The 17,464-nt window shown below is 43.6% G+C and carries 19 protein-coding genes; 2 read left to right on the top strand and 17 right to left on the bottom strand.

All coding sequences use genetic code 11. From position 1 onward, the window contains the following. Nucleotides 1-9: 9 nt before the first annotated feature. The 17 genes from DU481_RS09335 to DU481_RS09255 form a co-directional block, all read right to left on the bottom strand. Nucleotides 10-2,292 carry a zincin-like metallopeptidase domain-containing protein gene (locus DU481_RS09335; protein WP_350134004.1) on the bottom strand — a complete coding sequence of 761 codons (2,283 nt, stop codon included), beginning with the start codon at nucleotides 2,290-2,292 and terminating at the stop codon, nucleotides 10-12. 13 nt (nucleotides 2,293-2,305) lie between these two features. After that, nucleotides 2,306-2,515: a conjugal transfer protein TraD gene (locus DU481_RS15580; RefSeq protein WP_502889936.1), complete on the bottom strand. Its 210-nt coding sequence runs from the start codon at nucleotides 2,513-2,515 to the stop codon at nucleotides 2,306-2,308. A 22-nt stretch (nucleotides 2,516-2,537) separates the two neighbouring features. Next, entirely contained in the window at nucleotides 2,538-2,918 is a 381-nt protein-coding gene (locus tag DU481_RS09325) for a KfrB domain-containing protein (RefSeq protein ID WP_350134002.1), read from the bottom strand. A gap of 85 nt (nucleotides 2,919-3,003) precedes the next feature. Next, nucleotides 3,004-3,450 carry a transglycosylase SLT domain-containing protein gene (locus DU481_RS09320; protein ID WP_350134000.1) on the bottom strand — a complete coding sequence of 149 codons (447 nt, stop codon included), beginning with the start codon at nucleotides 3,448-3,450 and terminating at the stop codon, nucleotides 3,004-3,006. Between the two features lie 3 nt (nucleotides 3,451-3,453). Next, complete coding sequence (locus tag DU481_RS09315; RefSeq protein ID WP_350133998.1) at nucleotides 3,454-4,161, bottom strand: YiaD family glycine zipper/OmpA-like lipoprotein; 708 nt, start codon at nucleotides 4,159-4,161, stop codon at nucleotides 3,454-3,456. A gap of 26 nt (nucleotides 4,162-4,187) precedes the next feature. Further along, nucleotides 4,188-5,330: a P-type conjugative transfer protein TrbL gene (gene trbL, locus DU481_RS09310; RefSeq protein WP_350133996.1), complete on the bottom strand. Its 1,143-nt coding sequence runs from the start codon at nucleotides 5,328-5,330 to the stop codon at nucleotides 4,188-4,190. Between the two features lie 35 nt (nucleotides 5,331-5,365). After that, nucleotides 5,366-5,566 carry a hypothetical protein gene (locus tag DU481_RS09305; RefSeq protein ID WP_350133994.1) on the bottom strand — a complete coding sequence of 67 codons (201 nt, stop codon included), beginning with the start codon at nucleotides 5,564-5,566 and terminating at the stop codon, nucleotides 5,366-5,368. 21 nt (nucleotides 5,567-5,587) lie between these two features. Beyond that, nucleotides 5,588-6,334: a P-type conjugative transfer protein TrbJ gene (trbJ, locus tag DU481_RS09300; protein WP_350134025.1), complete on the bottom strand. Its 747-nt coding sequence runs from the start codon at nucleotides 6,332-6,334 to the stop codon at nucleotides 5,588-5,590. A 69-nt stretch (nucleotides 6,335-6,403) separates the two neighbouring features. Next, a complete protein-coding gene (locus DU481_RS09295; protein WP_350133992.1) occupies nucleotides 6,404-7,786 on the bottom strand; it encodes a TrbI/VirB10 family protein in 1,383 nt (460 codons plus the stop codon). 3 nt (nucleotides 7,787-7,789) lie between these two features. Continuing rightward, nucleotides 7,790-8,227: a conjugal transfer lipoprotein TrbH gene (locus DU481_RS09290; RefSeq protein ID WP_350133990.1), complete on the bottom strand. Its 438-nt coding sequence runs from the start codon at nucleotides 8,225-8,227 to the stop codon at nucleotides 7,790-7,792. Between the two features lies 1 nt (nucleotide 8,228). Further along, nucleotides 8,229-9,140 carry a P-type conjugative transfer protein TrbG gene (gene trbG / locus DU481_RS09285; protein WP_350133988.1) on the bottom strand — a complete coding sequence of 304 codons (912 nt, stop codon included), beginning with the start codon at nucleotides 9,138-9,140 and terminating at the stop codon, nucleotides 8,229-8,231. A 12-nt stretch (nucleotides 9,141-9,152) separates the two neighbouring features. Continuing rightward, complete coding sequence (locus tag DU481_RS09280; RefSeq protein ID WP_350133986.1) at nucleotides 9,153-9,908, bottom strand: VirB8/TrbF family protein; 756 nt, start codon at nucleotides 9,906-9,908, stop codon at nucleotides 9,153-9,155. Further along, nucleotides 9,905-12,394, bottom strand: coding sequence for a VirB4 family type IV secretion/conjugal transfer ATPase (locus tag DU481_RS09275; RefSeq protein ID WP_350133984.1), 2,490 nt, complete (start codon nucleotides 12,392-12,394; stop codon nucleotides 9,905-9,907). Before DU481_RS09275 ends, DU481_RS09280 begins: the two co-directional genes overlap by 4 nt. Before the next feature lie 41 nt (nucleotides 12,395-12,435). Beyond that, complete coding sequence (locus tag DU481_RS09270) at nucleotides 12,436-12,747, bottom strand: conjugal transfer protein TrbD (RefSeq protein WP_350133982.1); 312 nt, start codon at nucleotides 12,745-12,747, stop codon at nucleotides 12,436-12,438. Nucleotides 12,748-12,749: 2 nt separating this feature from the next. Further along, nucleotides 12,750-13,172, bottom strand: coding sequence for a TrbC/VirB2 family protein (locus DU481_RS09265; protein ID WP_350133980.1), 423 nt, complete (start codon nucleotides 13,170-13,172; stop codon nucleotides 12,750-12,752). A gap of 31 nt (nucleotides 13,173-13,203) precedes the next feature. Continuing rightward, entirely contained in the window at nucleotides 13,204-14,166 is a 963-nt protein-coding gene (trbB, locus tag DU481_RS09260; protein WP_350133978.1) for a P-type conjugative transfer ATPase TrbB, read from the bottom strand. Between the two features lie 65 nt (nucleotides 14,167-14,231). Then, on the bottom strand, nucleotides 14,232-14,612 hold the full coding sequence (locus DU481_RS09255; RefSeq protein ID WP_110342073.1) for a helix-turn-helix domain-containing protein: 381 nt from the start codon (nucleotides 14,610-14,612) through the stop codon (nucleotides 14,232-14,234). A 239-nt stretch (nucleotides 14,613-14,851) separates the two neighbouring features. Between DU481_RS09255 and DU481_RS09250 the strand changes: the two genes are divergently transcribed. Both DU481_RS09250 and DU481_RS09245 read left to right on the top strand, forming a co-directional pair. After that, the gene (locus tag DU481_RS09250) at nucleotides 14,852-15,760 is read left to right on the top strand and encodes a ParB/RepB/Spo0J family partition protein (protein WP_350133976.1); all 909 of its coding nucleotides are present in this window, start codon (nucleotides 14,852-14,854) and stop codon (nucleotides 15,758-15,760) included. 145 nt (nucleotides 15,761-15,905) lie between these two features. Continuing rightward, nucleotides 15,906-16,973, top strand: a complete 1,068-nt coding sequence (locus DU481_RS09245) for a hypothetical protein (protein ID WP_110342077.1) — start codon at nucleotides 15,906-15,908, stop codon at nucleotides 16,971-16,973. The last annotated feature ends 491 nt before the right edge of the window (nucleotides 16,974-17,464 follow it).

The following is a 17,464-nucleotide window of genomic DNA, read 5'->3' as shown; positions in this document are numbered from 1 at the left end:
GTTATAGGATTACCTGATCAATGCCCGTTTTTGCTTGATTTCCTGCTGCTTAGGTTCAATAGGGACTTGTAACTTCAATAAGCTGTCCTGTTTAACCTGCTGAGATATTTTTTCAACAACCGTTCCAACCTGACGTTTGACTGCTTCAATACCCAGAGTGCTCTTATTCGCCAGATCATTAAAATCACTAAGTTTCAGTGACACTTGCTCATCGGGTGCAAATGTCGGAAAAACTAACCCACCATTCACCAGCTTTGCGGCTTCGATAGCTTTTTCCCGGCCTGGATTGATGCCATTAACTGATTCTTGTATGAAATCATCATCACCTGCGATTACAATGGGTTTCTGAGGGTATTTTTCATGCAAAACTTGAGCAACTTTGGACAAATTGCCAGAATCAAATGCAGCCACAACCGGACAATTTAAGGCTTGCGATAAGGTATCTGCAGTTGCATAGCCTTCTGCGATCACAATCGCCTTAACATTGTCGAGTGCAGCCAATCCCCGATATTCACTATCAACCACATGAAAATTGCTTTCTTTTTTGCTACCTGTTACAAAAAACTTGGCACCACCCGGTTGTATCGTTTGCACTGTCCAGGTTTGCCCATTGATGTCTTCTGCCGGTAGCAACAAATCACCGGCTGTTAAAACGATGCTGCCTGGGCTTTCTTCACGTAATGCCTTGGCTTCCTTCCAGTCTTTACCAATTTTAATCATAGAATCAGCGGGCAAAGCATCTGCATTCTCAGGTACGACTCTCAAATCACCTGGCCGTGCATTCTTATCCAACAGGTAAGGATGTTCAGAATCTGCAAGTGGTGCGATTGCCAGTAATTCCTTGATAGCTTCCGCAACTTTCAATTGCTGCTGGTGTTGCTCGGCTTTTCTACTTTGCTGCTTGATGGCGGCCTTTGTCACAAGCGCCGTTTTTTGCTCGTCAGTTAAGGAATATCCTTTGGCCTTCCAGCGTGTCTCAAGCCCTGACCGATTATTCTTGAAATATCCGGCAGGATGCCCATCCAGATGTGCCACATAAAACCCGGATTTTTCACCGGGCTTGTCACCGATAACCTTGACTCTGTGTTTGCTGCCATCCATTAGCGGATGATTGTCGTCAACAACGCAACCGTGAGAGCGCAGTAAGTCGGCAAATTCAGCTTCAGGCGACATAGCGGGATCCTGCTGTCCGGAAACATTCTCAGGCAGCCAACGCTGCAAGGTGCGAATATCCGCTTCTGGCCCTACATACCAGGCTTTGGCCGTGTTATCCCAGCAAGCACCGGCGGCTTTCGCCAGATCTTTTTCTGCATAAGGAACAAATAGGTATTTACGTGAGTCTGCATCATTATTCTGCTGGCTGGTCTGATCCATCGTGATTTCCTCCTGATCAACAATTTCCTGTTGCTTTGAGAATGATAGTACGTAATCCTTGATTTTTTCAGCATCAGCCGCCGCTCTAAAAATCTCTTTCGGGTCTTCTTCCAATACCTTGATCCATGAACCCACATAAGCAGCATGTTGTTCTGGATCATGACCAATGCCCAATTCTCCCCCTAGCAACATACTGGCAATCTCAGCACGTAATTCTTCTTTTGCGTAACCTTCGCTACCGAATGGATGTGAGAGATCACGATTCAAACGTGCCTCCGATCCACTCCAATGTCCCAGTTCATGTAGTGCCGTTGCGTAATAGTGTTCCGGTGCTGAAAACTGGTGCTTGTGCGGCAAATGAATGCTGTCCGTTGATGGCCGGTAAAATGCGCGGTCATTTTCACCATGATGGATGACGGCATTGGATTGTTGCAATATTTGTTCGGCACGATCCAGCGGCTCCCAATCGGGGGCTTTAATATCAAGCTTGGGCAAGTTATCAATCTGTTCAGCATTGAATACGGATGCATAAAACACTCTCGGACGCTCAAGTTTTACCTGTTCTTTAATTTGCCTACCCTCGCTATCCAGAACAGGATTGCCGTTGTCATCTTTTTTGATGCGCTCATCCGCAAATTTCCAATGCTGCACCAGTGTGCTTTTTTCACCTTTACGAACCTGTGCGCCAAAGTTTACTGCCTGTTTGTACGTCAGCCAGCGCGGATCAGTGCGCCCCTGACACATCAATTGCAACACATTAATGCCCTTGTAGTTTTTACCCGTTGTTGGGTTATTCGGTAATGTTAGAAGTGGATCTCCTGGCTGCCACGGCTTTTGCCAAGGTGCAGTGCCCTTCTTTAGTTGCTCAATCAAATTTTCGGCTATTTGCTCATGAAAAGTCTTTTTGATTTTTTCCATCACGCATTAACCCCTATGCTTGTTGATCTATCACGCTATCCAGTGCATCTTGTTCGCTCAGAGCATCTTCCTCAAAGGCCCCAATCCTTTCAGCTTCCATCGGATCAAATTCAGCTTGAAAGCCTGGTATTTCAGCGTCCTGAAGCTTCGCATCTATGATCTCGTCCATGATCTTCAGGTCTTCCACCGACATCCCATTTATCCCATTTTTTGTCTTATTCATTTCACTTACTCCTGTAAGAAATCTATAGGCAATGATTTTCTAAGGTTAGCTTTAATTGGGTATTGTCGTACCGAATAGAAACATTCTTGCCAATGGTTGGTTTGGTTTTAAATGGTTTCAGTTTGTGTGTGATAAATTCTTTATCTACTTTTTGATAAACAATTTCTTTTTCTTTGTCTATATAAAGAATGATTCCTTCATAAACGGTACTGTTTGCTTCAGCTTCTTTTGACAAAAACAGGTTATAAACACCTGCCACAATACCCTTCTCAACCTTCTTTATTGTGCCCACAGTTTCCCATCCCTGGCCATTGTGGCTTTGCAAAATTCGAAACCCATTCATTACGATCATTCTTTGTTTCATTCCTTGTCTATTCCCACAAAGGATCATAGGATTTTGCATGTCATTTATGCAGGGCTAAATAACATTACCGTTGCGTGACATAGATCGGTTATTCACAGTTCTATCCACGGAATTTGTTAGTAACTTATTTTTTCTGGTTTGTGTCCGCTGTCATGAAACGATTTTCTAGCCAATCCGCCCATTTAGCGGCTTTAGCCATCAAGTCCGCCTGATACTTTGTATTAACTTTTGGAGTACGCGAATGATAATTGGCCGCTTTTGTCCACAAATCGCCTTTATCCTGCTTGATATGCAAACGTATTCTCCAAGCTGCCAGATCATAGGGATAGCAACCGGGTTGTGCGACATCATTGGATGTGATCCCGTATCGGGCTAAATCGCCCAGGTAGGCCGTATTGAATTGCATTGAACCCACATCATGCGTTCCATTGCGGTTACTCACCCATTGCCCCGGTTTGCCCCCTTCTTTTTCCGCAACGGCCAAAAGTATATTGGCCGGTATTTCATACTTTATGGCCGCTGTGATTGAGCACACGATTCTTTCTTGCTGATCGGGTGGCAAATCCATCATGGTTTAATATGCCGGTTTTTGAATATAAGGTTGCTGTTCTTGGGGCTGGGTCTGTTGTTGTGATTGCGGCTCTTTTACAAAAATTTCTACCCGACGATTTTTTGCTCTATTTTCAGGTGAGGTATTGGCCACCACCGGTTCTGAAGCACCTCGACCATCAATACTGATACGATTGATTGCAATACCTTGGCTTGCTAGATACGCACGTGTACTGGCAGCACGGTTCACCGATAAAGGGTTATTAATGGAATCATTGCCGGTGTCATCGGTATAACCAATAATGGTTACCTGGGAATTTGGATTACTTATTATTCCTTTGGCCAGGCTATTGAGTACTGGATGCATTTCAGGTTTTATGGTGGATTGTCCCGTATCGAATGAAATGTCGCTGGGAACATTGAGTTTTAATTGATTGTCGGCGGTTTGAGTAACTGATACTTTTGTGCCTTCGGTAGCCACTTCCATTTTCTTTTTTTGTTCTTCCATCCGGTTAGACCAGATATATCCACCCACTGCCCCGACACCCGCACCAATTCCTGCACCAAGAGCCGGATCTCCTGCTATGGCGCCGATAATGGCACCCACCGCAGCACCCGCGCCGGTACCCATTGCAGTACCTTTGGCTGTGCCTTGCTGTGATTCGCTCATACTGGCACAGCCAGCAAGTATAAATACAAGCATGATGACAGAAAGAATTGATTTGTTATCCATAACAGCCTCCTTATTAAGTTTATTCATTACTTGGGTTTTCTTGTAAGATGATCATCAGGTACTTCCCATGGATCATGAGATACCGTTTGTGCGCTACCATCGGAATTCGGTGTAGCAAAGGGTGTTCCGCCGGATGTATTGATAGACTTTGCCGCATCGGCAGCAGTTGATGAAGCAGCAGCCATTTGACGCGCGCCTTCCGCTAAATAAGTAGCGCCCATACTGGCAACAGCCATGGTAGCGGCGGCTGCACCTACTACTTGTCCCCCACTGTAATTTCCAACCCCTCCTGCATTAATACTGCTACCCGTAATAATTCCGGCTATCATTGGCGGTAGTTTTGATACCAGGAAATAAAAAGCAACAGCAAAAATTAACATCACGCCCAATTCTTCAAAGTTCATGATGGTTTTACTCATTTTTCCATAATAATTGGTCAGAAAATCGCCACCAATCCCAACAATCAACGTCATGGCCAACAGCTGAATACCAATGCCTAATACTGTCTTGTAATAGTTGATCGCGAAATCAGTTGTCCAACGCGCCCCGCCGAAACCCAAAAAGAAAATGCCCGCATACAGAAGCACCCATGACGAAATCAGCAGCAATAACATGTTGACTGCGACGACCGTCAGAATGATTACAATAATGAGTGAAAGGACGAAGGCAATAAGGCTGTCAATGGGGTTCCAGACAGATGCATTCTGGAGGAATTTTTCCCATATCTGGAAGGCTATGTTCATAATATTACCGTGACCCGTACCAGTCCCTCCCGAAGCCTTATTGCCCAACATCTGCATGGATTCGATAATTGATCCGGCAATGTTTTGTCCTGAAACAGCGTTGGTTAATAACCAGAAGAAAAAACCTGTGAATATGATGAAACGGGTGAATTCAGCAAAAAAATCACCAATGTCCGCTTTGCGTAATACCATCATGCCAAACGTCCACACCATGGAAATTAACACCAGCGTCCAAAACAAACGTATAGCTGCGCCCTCTAAAATGGCGTGCCAGCCTTTGGCTTTAATTAAAAACTTTTGCGCAACCTGATCAAATATACTTTGATTGGTTACTGGATCAATATAAGCCAACTCAGCAAATGCAGCAGTTGAGAGCAGCATCAGACCCAAGGCACTAAACAAAAGACATAGATTTGATTTATTCACAGGCTTGATCCTCTAATCAATTCGATTTTGAATTGCTACTCTACTCTTTCAAGTACGATAGGATTACCTGATGCATCAACTGGGCCATTCACAGTCCAATTCATAGCAGGAGTCATTTCACTCACGGGCTTCATTGGCTCTTTAAGCTCCAAATATCCCTTGGGTTCCTGACATCCAGCCAAAGTTAAAAGTAATACCGCAGTCATCGCAATAATGATTGTTTGATTGGTTTTCATAATTGTGTCCTTTGGTTTAAGTTAAAATGCGTCTCTGACATTCCAGATTTTTGCTGCGGGAAAGTTAACCGGGCTAAGCCGTTTGGTTGCGGCCTGATGTGCAGCTTGATTTATCGCTTCTTTGTCTACAAGCGCCTGATTTTTGGCATTCTCTGCGTTAAATTGTGCAATCATCATGGTTCGCAATTGTAAAAGTTGGTTTGATTGGTAAGCAGCCAGTTGATTGGCGTACTGAATCGCCTCCAGCTGCCCTCCTGCTGTTTCTGCCCGTGATTGCAGCAATTGCAAATGCGCGGCATCGAGGGGCGCCCCATCTTGATGTATTTCCAAGCCCCGTAATGACGCATCATTGGCGCTTTTTTGCGCGTTTGTGCTGGTGTTCTGCCCTTGTTTTATCAAATCCCAGGCTGTATCTGTGCAGTTACCGCCCAAATTAAAACAAGGAGAACCACTGTAATAACTGGCGTTCCTGTACCTGTTTAAATAGTTCTCTACGCCGCCCTGGTCTTGATAATATTTAAGTGTATTGGATGCTTGAACTAATCGATTCATCGTATATTCCGCTTTTGCCCAGACATAAGCTGCTGGCGCTACCGTGTTGCGGAGCATGTTTTCATATTGCTGCAATTGCGTCCGATACTGATCAATCTGTTTGAGGCGCATCTCTACATTTTCATAAGCGGTAATCGAAGTCTGTTTAATATTCGCCATATCAATAACAGCCATACCCCCTGCTCTAATGTTTGATGAATGACCGGCACTCCCCATTACGAACAGGATTGCTATCCACAGGGCGGTTAGATTTCTTCTGTTTATCATGTTAGATCACTCCTTTCGTTAATAATCAAATGATTGATACGGTTTAGAAAAGACCATGTCTTTGGTAACAATGACATTGAATCTAAAACCTGGGCGTATCTCTAGTGTTGGCGCAATATTCAGATTTTTCATCATTAGCCGCGTGGTCGCTTGCCCAAGTTGCTGGCCTAGCGACTGACTCAATATGCTACCGGCATTTTGCCGCCCGAATACGCCCCCTCCCCCGGCATCGCGCTGGCTGTAGGTGGCGCCTGCTATCACAGCTGACATCAATAATGCCGATCCGAATATGCGTAAATAATGATTATTCACTTGATCCTTGAATCCTGCTTGACCGATACCATCCGCTCCCGGCATCGCACCAATATCCATTGTTTTACCATCGGGAAAAATAATTCTTTGCCATGCAACCAGCACACGCGATTGACCATAGGCAACTTCGCTGGAATAACTCCCGACCAGACGAGCGCCTTGAGGTATCAAGCGCCATTTGCCAACAGGTGTGTCATAAATGTCCTGACTGACTTGCGCCATGATTTGGCCGGGCAGTTCTGAATTAATACCGGAGATAAGCACTGCCGGAATTACAAATCCGCTCAGTAGGCTATACGGTGTTTCGGGTGCTGCTGGCTTGCTGTCCAGTTTCCAACGACTCCCCTGCCCTGTTGCATCAAAGTTTGCATAATTGTTACTAGGTCTTTTTGAATCCACATCAATTAATTCTGCCGCTGAATCATCCAAACCATCACGGCCCCCGATAAGCCTACTGTCCTGGATTTGTTGTAATCGCGCAAGATAGGTAGCAGCAGGATCATCGTTGACTTGTGCATCGACTTGTTGCCTGACTGCTGCTATTCGTGCCAATGCTTCTTTCCTGCTGGGTGTTACGCCAGAAGGAGCATAGCTGGCGGATGGTGGTGAAGATGAACCAACACCAGCACTTCTTGGTGCTTCCATAGCCACATTGGTTTTTGCTTTGACCGCTTGCTCGAATAATTGCATTTTCATCATGCGTATATGCTCTAAATCCGGGTTAACTTCGTGCATGCTAACCGGTGGCAAGGGCGGTAAATCCAAAGTATCAGGATTCCCAGGGCGTGCAATAATGATTTGGGGCGGCAATTCCAGTGTAGATTCCATGGCTGCCGGTCTTTCAGCTTCAATAAAGCCTTTCTTGTATTCGCCCGTAATAAACGCGGCCAGCATATTGCTTGATCCAGCTTTTTTGCTTTCTTCGGCATTGTTTGAGTCTTGTGGTTCTGAGCGATTTATTGCCACAACCATCATGATTAATAAAAAAGCCAGCATGATACCGACAACAATATAAATCGGAAGGTTGTTGACCCGGCGCACGCCAGATGACGATATGGTTTCAGGAGATGCGTCAGCAGACATACTCATAACTTACTCCTTACGAACCCAGTAACCTGCCGGGTTTATTGTGCTCTCATTGAAAATATACGCGCGAGTTAGAACATGCTGATCAACAAAGACTGTGAGACGGTATAAGCCATCCATTTGGTCAAAAACATATCCAAGCGTCATACCATCCGATGTAGGTGTATCCGTTGACTTGCTAAGGTTTGATTTTTTATGTTCATGGATGGCATAGCCACCAGCTCGCAAATTATCTACTAAAGCATCACCAAATGAATCTACCGTTGGATGTTGCATATTAAATTGAGTGCTGGCCGGTGGATAAAGCTGTATTAGTTGCCCTGTCACATCACTGGCTATCCTTTTGTTGTGAGCCTCATCGTTATGCGCCACAAAATTGCCAAATTGTGTTGTTGCACAACCAGTCAGAATGAATATCAAAACAAGAATTGATAACCGGAACATATTAATTTCCTTGTGTTTTGGTGATCGTCACGCGGCTTTGATCGCTGCCTACACCCGCAATCAGATACGCTTTATCAAAAACCGCATCAACGATGTACCGGTCATGCTGCAAGCGGTAATTAACCATTACCTCTGTGTCTTGTGAGAACAAGCCGCCTTCTTTACGCACCACCATCAAAACCGGCGCTTCCTGTTGCGAAAAAGTTGTCGGCATCTGAATAATTGTTTTCTTGCCATCGTTATAGACGCGCAGTGGCTTCCAGGCTGCGGATCCAGACACGCTATACAAAAAATCCAGATCGCCTAAATACTCTCCCGTCGAGGGTATTGTTCGAGATGATTTAATCTCCATTGCGTGGTTCTCTCTCATTTTGACGGCATCCCATTTTGCCTGCGCATCTTCGGGATAAATAAAGGCAACGCGCGGCATAAATTCCTGCCGGTGGGATCTGAGCCGCATATGATAAGTACGCCGGTCGGTAGTCACAACCAGTGAGGTTTCCAGCCCGACATCGAGGGGTTTCACAATCAAATGTTGTACCTCGAGCGCGGCACGGCCTGTTATTGCCGGTTCGACTTGCCAACGCACTTGATCACCCAAGTGAATAGAATTCACTTGTTCGCCGGGTTGTAATTGAATATCGCAAACCTGCAATACCGCGCAGACAATGCTGGGTTGTTGCGCACCAAACAAAAACCGGATAGTGCCATCGGGTCCAGCGACCGGCTTGATTCCCGTGGCGCTGGATTGTTGCCATTTCTTGGCTATTTCAATTGAAGCCCTTTCCTGTGGCGTGAGTGTTGGATTGTCTTTTGCAAAATAAGAATCAGGAAAATTACTGCCTACCCCTAAAACAACAGAAGGAAGCAAACTAATAGAGAGAGTAATAAGTGCATATCGAGCGTATTTCATTATCATTCCTTTTTATATTTGCTTTGCCCAAGAATAATCCCGTACATAAATGCCGAGCGGGTTATTGCGAATTTGTTCCTCAGTTGTATTTGCAGTTGAATCAATGCTATAGATAGTCAAAAGCGCGCGCATTATGAAGGGGGGTTCTTTGGGATGTCCTTGACGGTCATAAACCGATTCTCTCCAGATCACCTGCCAGGTTTCAGGGCTTTGCGGAATAACCGAGACAATCTCAATATTCACTGTCTCATTCGCGGCGCGTTTGAATGGGCTGCTCGTATCCGTACCGTTTAGCCAAACGTTGGTTTTGGCGGTTGCCGGATCATCCGATGAGAGCATGGCGTATGCCCGAAAAATTGCGCGGCGCTGTAGGGCAATATCAGGCGTTACCATCCGCAAATCATTAATAAATGCGGCGACCGATGCGTGAATAACCCGAGGATCAGCCGGTGCCGCCATGTCTGCCCGTGACACGGCTATCGCCTCCCCCAGGTTATCAATTTGTACCACGTAGGGAATAAACTTCGACTGGCTGCCGATATGGATAATCCCCCCAACGGCTGCTAGTGTGATCATCAGTGAAAGTATTGCCAGTATCTGCCACATATTGCGCGATGCAGCCACAGATTCCATGTGATCATTCCACGAGCGCCGCCCGGATAAATAAGGATTCTCATTTTCCCCTTCGCGGCGGCCACCTTCTATGAATTCATCAGTTAATCGTGCATTTTTGGGATTAAGATTGAGTAATGCTTGTATTGACTTCATGACATGGCCTCATTATTTAATTTAAGTCCTTTAATATCCAGCCATTCCTTGACCCATTTGTCGCCATGTTTTGCGACCAACTGCTTGATTGTGGCAATTGATTCTTTATCTGATGAGCCGACAAATGCTAGAGCTAGTTTGCCTAATGCCAAGTCGTAGAGCCTTCTGCCATCTTCTGATACATAATAATATTGGCGCTTAGCAACCGCCGATGCGATGATTCCAATCTGGCGGGTATTCAGTCCCATGCGTCGATATAACGCCGCAGTATCCTGATCACGTGCGTGTACGTTCGGTAGGAATATCTTCGTTGCGGTGGATTCGACAATCACATCTAGAATGCCGCTGTTGGCTGCATCGGATAAGCTTTGCGTTGCCATCAGCACGAAACAATTTGCTTTGCGCATGACTTTTAGCCATTCACGGATTTTTTCACGAAACGCGGCATGACCCAACATAAGCCAAGCTTCATCCAGTATGATTGCCGCCGGTTGGCCGTGTAAATCACGTTCAATGCGTCTAAACAGATACAAAAGGGTTGGCAATGCATATTTCTGACCCAGGTTCATTAGTTCCTCGATCTCGAACGTTGTGAATGACGACAGGGTCAAACCGTCATTTTCTGCATCCAGCAAATGACCCATCATGCCATCGATCGTGTACTGCGCCAGTACATCACGGATGGAATCATCCTGAATCGTTACCACAAACTCAGACAATGTTTTTGCGCCACTTCTGTGCATGCTGGTGATGGCGTTACTGATTTCATTACGTTGCGCTGGTGTAATCGTACTGTTGTTCAGTTCGATGATGGTGCTAATCCATTCCAGCGCCCATGCACGATCACCTTTTGTTTCCAGAAATTGAAGGGGGCAAAACGCCAGAGAGTCATCATCTGCAGCAACGGAAAAATGCTTTCCGCCAACTGCCTTGGTCAGCGGATACATTGACATGCCCTTATCAAAACAATAGATGGACATGCCCTCGTAGCGCCGCAGTTGCGCAGCTATGAGGGCCAAATGCGTTGATTTACCCGCACCGGTTGGGCCAAACATGAAGGTATGACCCAAATCTCGCACATGCAGGTTTAACCGAAACGGCGTAGCCCCTTGGGTAGTACAGTGCATGAGTGGCGGAGCCATGGGCGGATACATCGGACAAGGCGCTTCATTCTTTCCCGGCCATACTGTATTGCTCGGCATCAAATCAGCCAGATTCATTGTGTTTAAAAGCGGGCGGCGTACATTCTCAACACCATGTCCAGGCAAACTGCCCAAGTACGCATCTATCGTGTTGATTGTTTCAATTCGAGCGGCAAATCCCAAATGATTAATTGCTTTGGCCACTTGTCGTGCGGACGCCTCTAAATCCCCTCGGCTCTCACTCATCAACACAACCACACTGGTATAGTAACCTTGTGCCACTTCGCCGCTATTTGTCTCAGCAATGGCCGCTTGTGCGTCACTGACCATATTCATGGCGTTTTGATCGACATGACTGCTATGCGAATTAAATACCTGGTCAAAGAAACTGCGAATCTTTTGTTTCCATTTTTTACTGAACTTCTCCAGGTGGCCGACCGCCTCGTGTGTATCCATGAAAATGAAGCGAGTTGACCAACGGTATAAACAAGGCAGATCAGCTAGCGAGTTAATTAGCCCTGGCGAAGATGCAAGCGGAAAACCCTCAATGGATACGACTTGTATGAAATTCTGTCCGATTTTAGGTACTACCCCACCCCAAAACTCCTGACCACTTAATAGCGCATCCAGATAAATTGGATTTTTGGGTAGAATCACTGGATGATCAAGGCCGCTTATGCAAAATTGTATCCAGCGTAGAAAAGCATCATAATTAACAGACGAATTATCTTCTTTGGTTATCGTTTTACCCTTCAACCGCTTCATTCTGAAAACACTGGATAGGTGTGATTCAATATTCGCGCATTCGCGCTTAAAATGGCTAAGCAAGGCTATTGTTCTGGTTTTGGAATCAACCGGCACACCCTCATCATCAAACATCAGTTCAACAAACTTCTGTTGCGCCAGTAGCGGCGGTAAATAGGTGGCTGTTATCACATAATTACTTTCGTATAACGTTCCCACACGCTCAAAAAATTCACGCCGCTCTTCATCAATGGCTGCTGAGACAGGATCCGGGAAATGCGAATCATCTTTGGCGCAATAACCGGGGGCGGGTTTACGAACAGCATCAATATGGATCATCCAACCGGAACCCATACGTGATAAAGCATGGTTAATTTGTAAGGATACTTGGTCGCGTTCAGCTTCCGTGCTGCTATTCGAGTCTACGCCCTGATAGGCCCACGCCGCCATGAGCGACCCATCTTTGCCGACAATCACACCATCATCAACTACAGACGCATAAATAAGCAGGTCAACAAAACCGGGTTCTTTAGAGCGGTGCTTAACTAATTTTGATTTGCTCCCGACTACGTTAATCCGCATAAACAAAATGAATAACATCACCATCCCGCTGCCGGAGAAAAAGAAAATTACGCTCTCTATCATCGGTATTGTTTCCCTTGTGTATTGGTGTTTTCGTAGAAAGGCGTACTACGTGCCGGATAATAGGTTCTGTATTTACGGTGCCGCAAATACACCTTGCGTAACAGCGGGTCATTCTTTGCCATCAGGCGCAATGCAAATAAGGCAAAAACCCATAAGGTGGTTCCAAATACAAATGCCTTGAATTCAAATGCACTGAATATCAACGCAAAAGCCAACAATCCGGAGAACATGACAAGTTCCCTATCACCGCCCATAAAAAGATTGGGGCGATTCGCGGATTGCCTGATCTGCGTTAAGCGCAAGGACATAGCTATCCCCTGCCCTCACTTGTGTTACTTTCTGGCGTAATCAATTCGTCAGTCGATTCTGGCGTGAGTTGTAATACCTCGCCGCCAGATGAAATGACAGCACCACCAAACAGATTGGTCATTATATTTTGCGCGCCGATCAATAGCGCCATGACCAGGACAATAAAAATCAATGTTCTGAAAAATGCGTTTAGTTCGCCACCAAAGATCAAAATACCACCGGCAACAACAATGCCGACAATGGAGAGCGTAAAAGCAACGGGGCCGGTGACTGAGTTTCTCAAACTCACAAGCCAAGTTTCATACGGTAATGCACCGCCGCCACCCACTGATGCAAGCGCTAGCTCCGGAACGAGCAGCAGAAAAGGAATTAATACGATTAATGAGTTTTTGAGAACAGAAGCTTTCGAGTCTTCCAGTGCCATTGCATATTTCATTGAATACCTCTTCTTTGATTTAGAATTTTTTGATGCGGAAACTACCCCGCCTGTGACCATCAACTTCTATGATTTCCTGAATACGACGTCCCGTTGGTGTGCGCAATATATGCACGACCAAATGCACAACTTCTCCGATTAGTGCATCAATATCCGCCGGTGCTGATTTGTTACGTGTAATTAATGAATTTAATCTTGTTAGTCCTGAAAGTGCATCATTGGCGTGTAGTGTGGCCGCACCACCTTCATGGCCTGTATTCCAGGCATCGAGTAAATCCAGTGCTTCCTCACCCCTCACCTCCCCTACCAGTATTCGATCTGGCCGCATGCGCAGCGTTGTTTTGAGTAGTTGGGTCATCGAAACATCTAATGACGTGTGGTATTGCACAAAATTCTCTGCAGCACATTGAATCTCCCCGGTATCTTCAATGATGAAAATCCGCTCAGTCGGATCATGGTTGACCATTTCATTGATGATTGCATTAACCAGTGTGGTTTTACCGGAGCCGGTGCCACCCACAACAAGGATGTTGCGATGTTCTGCAACGGCAGATTTGATTTTCTGGCATTGCTTAACCGTCATCATTCTTTGTTCAACGTATTGTTCTAGCGTGAATATCGCAACTGCTTTTTTGCGGATAGCGAATGTTGGGGATGAGACTATGGGGGGAAGTTGTCCGGCGAAACGAGAACCATCGAGTGGAAACTCGCCTTCAATAATGGGTTTTAGCTTGGTGACTTCTTTGCTGTGGTATCCAGCAACTGTTTTGATAATGGCTTCGGCCTGGGCTGGCCGCAGATCACCGATACACGCCATTGTCTTACCCAGTTTTTCAAGCCATACGCGACCATCGGCGTTGACCATTAATTCGACCGTTTGGGGATCATTCAGCGCATTGATTAGTAATGGTCCCATGTCTCGATCCAGCTTCCGCTTGGCTCTGTCTTTCAGCGTCGCGCAACTATCTTCAGAATCCAACATGGATATATCCCGTTTATTTGTTAAACTTAATTAACAATATAACGAGATACTAATTAATGCAACTACTATTTTACTTTTCTTTTTTTACGGGTTAATACCTGTTTCTTATTCTCTTCATTCCAAAGGGATACCTGATATGCCTGAAAATCAGTAAGCAGCGCACTCACGTGAACATACCCTTCTGGCAATCTTGATTGGGGCTTGCCTTTCATGAGTTCATCCACGACTTCTTTATCAATATTTGTCAGCTCCAGAAGTGCTGGAAGTGGTGTTTCCAAAGCATCGGCAATGGATTCCATGATTCTAAGTGATGGATTGGCTTTATCATGCGTAAGATCAGACATAAAAGATGTTGATACACCTGATCTTTCAGACAGTTCTTTTTTATTGATGCCCAGTTCTTCGATTAGACGTAATATGTTTGTTAGAAGAATTTTATTGTACAAGTTATCGATCCATTTAATAAATGTAGTCTGTTTCTTTATCTGGTAAAGTCAACCCATTGTTTGAGAACAACTTTAAACTTAAAAATATGACCAGGTGCGACAATATGTCGCACATAAACATTAACTTACACCATGAGCCCGCCACTGTATACCAAAAAAAACTGATAATAAAGAATGTTAAATTACCGAACTGGTTATGTATAAATAAAATTACGTAATATAAATTACTTACAAAAGTCATGAAGAAAACAGCTGGAACATTAAAAACAACTCAAAAAGATAAAATCAGCACAGTAGCCTCACTAGAACTGGCCTTGGATTTAATTGAAGAAGACCCTAATCAGCCTCGTAATGAATTTGACCCCGTTACCTTACAGGAGCTTGCAGATACTATTCGTCTGCGTGGAGTAAAAACACCCATTTCTGTGCATCCCAATTTACAAAAGGATGGGTATTTCATCATTAATCATGGGGCACGTCGTTTTCGTGCCTCTATTCTTGCCGGGAAAGAATCAATCCCTGCATTCATTGATTCAGATTATACGCAATCAGATCAATTGATTGAGAACCTGCAACGAGACAATTTAACGCCAAGAGAAATAGCCGATTTTATCGGTCGGCAGGTATCCAAAGGGTTAAAGAGCGTGGAAGTTGCCAACGAAATTGGAAAATCGGAAGCGTTTGTGTCACAACATCTCAATTTACTGAATTTACCTGACCCAATCGCGAAATTATTCAATTCAGGGGAAATTCGTGATGTAATCGTTATTAACGATCTCTTAAGAGCTTATAAGCAGGATCAAGCAAGATTAACTAAATGGTTAAATAATCCCGATCAAGAGATAACTCGCAGTTCAATTAGACTTTTCCGTGAATTTATAAAAAATAAAGACACTCATTATCAAGAATCAAATGATATTACTCATGAAGATGTAACTGCTGTAACTATGAATCCTAATCCGGCGACTAAATCAATTCCTCCAATGGCTACAATGGTAAAATTGATCGATGAGTTTTATGTAATTATAAATAATAAAAACAGTGTTCTGGATAAAACACTGACGCTGTTAAGTAAAGAAGAAAAAAATCAATTGGCCTATTTACTCAACAAGCTCGTTACGTTTGGAAAAACAATTAAAGGTGATTAATTTAAGAAACAGGCACAAAAATAAACGGAATAATGGTTGTATTATTTAGCAAATATTCTTTATACTGGAATTTGGCAAAGAAGGGTTTAACTGAAAAAAAACCTTCTAATCCATTTTTAGGGTTTATAAAGGGAGTTTGCTTTTAATGAAAAATGTGCCCGTTTTAATAAACACAATCAAACAAATGAAAAAGCCACCCAAAGATCCTATAAAAAGCTTACAGCTTGATTTATTTTCTCAATTTGTAACCAATGATCAAAGTCAGGTTTCTAACACGATTGAGCTTTGGGAGCGAATACCAAAGTATTTCTTTACAGCTAAACAAGTCGAAAAGCTGCGTACTATTGATGGGCTAGCAGAACCGTACGAATGGGCCTATACGGAAAATGGAAACGAATACACAGTTTCGATTCAACCGGCATTGATTAAACAAAAAGATAGAAAATACAAAGCTTTTTTTCCAGGCGTCACAGAAGAACTTGTAGAAGAGGCGCTAAAAAAGATATTTAGTGATCAGCAATATGCTATTCATGACCCTGAAAAAACAGAAAGTTGGATTAAATTCACATTAGGAATGATACAAAAAGCACTTAAAACAAAGGGACGATCAAGAAGCATTGATGAAATCAAGCAAGCTATAGAGGTCATGAACAAATGTAATATCGCCCTATATAAGAATAAAAAAGAAATATGGAGCGGCGCCATTCTACAAGATCTTGTAACCGTTGGTCGCGAGGAATACCTCGCTTCTACCGATACACATCACATCGCAAGATTACCTCTCTTCATCAGCCACAGTATAAACAACCTTGATTATAGACAATTTAACTATGATCGCTTGATGAGTTGTGATGAGCAACTAACCCGATGGCTATACAAACGACTAATCAACCGCTTTACCCAAGCCAGCCACATCACAGAATATTCATGTATGTATTCAGATATAAAACAGGCAAGTGGACTATTACAACAGAATAAAGAAGGAAACAATCGAAGCAAAATTCTATCAGCCTTTAATGAATTAAAAGAAAAAGGCGTGATTCTTAGCTGTAAAATTAACGAACGTAAAATTGGACGAGCTATAACAGATATAAAATATACAATTAAAGCAACACCACAATTCATTAAAGAACAAATAGCTTCTAACAAACGAACAACTGATATAAGAACAATAGCGCAAAAATCAGGCATACGAGTTATCAAAAAAACATAGTGGTAGGTTTAACCAGCAAATGTTATAGGTTTAACCAGCAGATAAGCTGAGAAGTTATAGGTTTAACCAGCAAATGTTATAGGTTTGACCAGCTAATAGTTATAGGTTTATCCAGCAGATAATAAATATGTTATAGGTATGACCAGCAGTTAAACTAAGAAGTTATAGGTTTAACCAGCGGAAAAGCTAAGAAGTTATAGGTTTAACCGGAAGATGATATAGGTTTAACCAGCAGATAAACTAAGAAGATATAGGTTTAACCAGCAGTTTAAAGCTGGGATATAGGTTTGACCAGCAGTTAAACCAGTTTTTTTCACACAAGTAATTGATAATATATACTATTCTACCTGTGGATAACTTTCTATTCTTTTCTTCTTTTAATCATATAAAAACATTCTGAACTTTATTGTAATATGTCTTTATAACCACCTAGATTATATTTAAAATACTTCCAAATTATACACATCAAGAACAATAGTAAAATAAAAGGT

Source organism: Nitrosomonas sp. (assembly GCF_040240425.1).
GTDB lineage: Bacteria > Pseudomonadota > Gammaproteobacteria > Burkholderiales > Nitrosomonadaceae > Nitrosomonas.
This window is presented reverse-complemented; position numbering and strand designations above follow the sequence as displayed.